Genomic DNA, 3,426 nt, shown 5'->3' on the forward strand with positions numbered 1-3,426 from the left:
CGTATTCCTCCTATGTCTAATTTAGTCCAGTTTACTCCATAGACTATTTTAGCTTATCTAATTTAGTCTATGGAGCTGCTTAGACTTTATTATACACCAGATTCCTTTTGGGAGGAATACGTCCTTTATTTGACGCTTACAGTGTGTCTCTGCCTGTTTGAGTATATGAATGGAAAATGTCTGCTCAGCGGCAATACACCGATGAAATGGCTCACAAGAAAAACGAGGTGAAATAATGCTTGGAACGAATGAATTATATCTCACAGGGCTTAAAGTCAAGTGGGACAAAATAGAGCAGCACAGCTATCTGCGTAAAATATCGGCTATCAGGGAGCTTGACGAGATGTCCTTCAATACGCCTGTTACATTTTTTGTGGGCGAAAACGGAAGCGGCAAGTCAACGCTTTTAGAGGCTATCGCAGTGGCTTACGGATTCAATCCCGAGGGCGGAACGCTCAATTACAGCTTTTCAACCTATGATTCACACTCCGAGCTTCACGATGCTGTGCGTCTGGTGCGAAGCTTCAATAAAGCCAAATGGGGGTATTTTCTCAGAGCTGAGAGCTTCTATAATGTGGCTACTGCCGAAGAATATTATTCAAGAATACAGGGCATACCTCAGCACTACCACGAAAAGTCCCACGGTGAGAGCTTTCTTTCGGTCATACAGAAAAACTTTGATAAGAATGGTCTGTACATTCTCGACGAGCCCGAAGCAGCTCTGTCTCCGCAGAGACAGCTGACACTTATGCTTGAAATGTCAAAGTGCGTAAAGAATGATTCGCAGTTCATCATAGTTACACATTCGCCGATACTTCTGGGATTTCCGAATGCGGAAATACTCAGCTTTGACGAGGGAGCGATCAAGCCCATAAGCTACGAGGATACTCAGAGCTACCAGATAACAAAAATGTTCATAAATGACCGCAGGCAGATTTTTAGGCATCTTTTTGAGAAATTAGACTAACAATAAAACAGCTCCTGTCTATTTTCACGGGCAGGAGCTGTTTTGCATAATCAGAGCCATTTCTTCTTTTTGAAAAAGATAAGACTGATAATAACTATGACTAAGCTTACTCCAATAACGGCAGGATAAGCCCATTTGTATTCAAGCTCGGGCATATACTTGAAATTCATGCCATACCAGCCTGCGATAAGCGTCAGCGGCATAAATATGGAAGTTATTATCGTCAGCAGAGCCATGATACGATTTTGCTTTATGTCCAGTTGAGACTGATAAAGATCGCGTATCTGTATAGAATACTCACGAAGTGAAGCTGTAAGATCGTGCAGACGTGAGACACGCTGTGTAAACAGGTGAAAATAGCGTGTGTTATCCTCATTGAAGAAATCATTTTCATTTTCTTCAAGCTCCTGACCGAGGTCGAGAAGCTGCTCGTAGTGAATACGCAGATCACGGAGGTCACTCCTGATACGGCTTACTCTCTGTGACGGATCTTTTTCCTCGCCGCCTAAGATATTCGATTCTATCTGGTCAAGCTCCTTGTCCACACGTTCAAGGACAATGCGGTCACGTTCCACTATCTGCTCAAGGAAGTCGTATATAAAACGTTCAAGACTGGGCATAGTCCAGCGTTTTGTGCTTATAATATTACTGATAGTCTTATCTACAAATCCGCTGTCGTCAATAAAAACTATGCCTTTTTCGTCGAGGGCAAATGCAAAATTGGTATTAGGAGCTGAGAGGTTGTCCCTGTCAGGGATAGAAAAAGTACCGGTCAGCGAGTCATAGTTGACTTCCGCCTTAGTGGAATGAATAGCATACAGGTCGATGTCCATTTCGATGCCCATATCGAATTTTTCTCTGTTCTCAAGCCACTCAGCAGATGTGAGAACAGCAATGAACTGACCTTTTTTGCCATTGAGGTCGAGCTTCTTTGTTTTTTCAAGGGTATTTCTGATATAGTAATACATAGCAGTGCTCCTGTTTTCAAAGATACTTCATTATACCATTATTTTAAGCCGTTTGCAAGAATTATTGCAGGACAGTTTGCTGATTACGACGTTTTTCTATTTTTCTATCAATGACCGCAGCATTATTCTCTGAGCATAAATGAATTAACATAAGTTAAATATCAATAATAAATAGAAAAGTACTTGACAATTACAATTATATTTGATAAAATATAGTTGTAATCAATATATATATGGTGGAGAGTGATATAATGGATTACAACTACAAGGAAGCAATGAAGCTTGAAAATCAGCTTTGTTTTCCGCTTTATGCGGCAGCAAGGGCTGTGACAGGAGCATATACTCCTTTTCTTAAAGAGCTGAATCTGACATATACCCAATATATTGTGCTTTTGGTCCTTTGGGAGGAGGACGGTATTACCGTCGGTGAGATATGCAGAAAGCTCATGCTTGACAGCGGTACGCTCTCTCCTTTGCTGAAAAAAATGAGAACACTCGGCTATATTGAAAAACAGCACAGCAAGACAGATGAGCGTGCAGTTCTTATTTATCTGACAGAGAACGGCAGAGCATTGCAGGAACAGGCAAAGGATATCCCTTTGCAGGTCGGCAAATGCGTAAGGATAGCACCTGAAAAGGCAAAGCAGCTCTATTCGCTGCTGTATGAACTGCTTGAAACAAACAGTGACGATTTCCGATGATGTGAAAGGAGTTTTTTGTATGAAAACAGTATACGATTTTATGGTGAAGGACCGCAGTGGAAATGAAGTAAGCCTGAGTGAATACAGCGGCAAGGTACTGCTTGTTGTGAATACGGCAACAGGCTGCGGATTTACTCCTCATTATGAGCCTCTGGAGAAAATGTATAAGGAGCTCCGCCATAAGGGCTTTGAGATACTTGATTTCCCATGCAATCAGTTTGCAAATCAGGCTCCCGGAGATGAAGAGGAGATACACCAGTTCTGCAAGCTTAAATTCGGTACGGAATTTCCTCAGTTTGCCAAAATAGACGTAAACGGCGATGATGCTGAGCCGCTGTTTGCATGGCTTGCTACAGAAAAGCCCTTTGCAGGCTTTGGCAAAGGAATCAAAAATGCGGCTCTAAATAAATTTGCTGATATGAATAACAAGAAATTCGGCGATAAAGCCTATATAAAATGGAATTTCACAAAGTTCCTCATTGACAGAAACGGAAACGTCATCTCCAGATTTGAGCCTACGGAAAAAATGGACGATGTACGCAAAGCTGTGGAAGAATTGTAAGCGTCAAATAAACCGCGTCCCATAAGATATAAAAATATCCTCGCCGATGGCGAGGAAAAACTTTATCAATTATTCCATGGCAGAAGTATCGAGTCAATCCCAAATTCTGTGTAAACGAAAAATAGTGCAATAAAAGAGTATATGATGAGACCGATTGTGAAAGCATTCGGTCTTATCTGCATATTAGCACATGATTATTTGATTGTCAAGATAAAAGTGTTATTCCGG

4 protein-coding genes are annotated in these 3,426 nt (G+C 41.4%); 3 read left to right on the forward strand and 1 reads right to left on the reverse strand.

The features are described from left to right. Positions 1 to 235 precede the first annotated feature (235 nt). Positions 236 to 967 (forward strand): AAA family ATPase, encoded by a 732-nt coding sequence (locus K5677_RS13850; protein WP_296729124.1) that lies wholly within the window; start codon positions 236 to 238, stop codon positions 965 to 967. Between the two features lie 50 nt (positions 968 to 1,017). On the opposite strand, the gene K5677_RS13855 is transcribed toward K5677_RS13850, so the two are convergent. Then, positions 1,018 to 1,935, reverse strand: a complete 918-nt coding sequence (locus K5677_RS13855) for a CorA family divalent cation transporter (protein ID WP_296729127.1) — start codon at positions 1,933 to 1,935, stop codon at positions 1,018 to 1,020. Between the two features lie 251 nt (positions 1,936 to 2,186). Between K5677_RS13855 and K5677_RS13860 the strand changes: the two genes are divergently transcribed. Together K5677_RS13860 and K5677_RS13865 are read left to right on the forward strand one after the other, a co-directional pair. Further along, positions 2,187 to 2,636 carry a MarR family transcriptional regulator gene (locus K5677_RS13860; protein WP_296729129.1) on the forward strand — a complete coding sequence of 150 codons (450 nt, stop codon included), beginning with the start codon at positions 2,187 to 2,189 and terminating at the stop codon, positions 2,634 to 2,636. Positions 2,637 to 2,655: 19 nt separating this feature from the next. After that, entirely contained in the window at positions 2,656 to 3,198 is a 543-nt protein-coding gene (locus K5677_RS13865; RefSeq protein ID WP_296729131.1) for a glutathione peroxidase, read from the forward strand. The last annotated feature ends 228 nt before the right edge of the window (positions 3,199 to 3,426 follow it).

This window comes from Ruminococcus sp., from assembly GCF_024684275.1.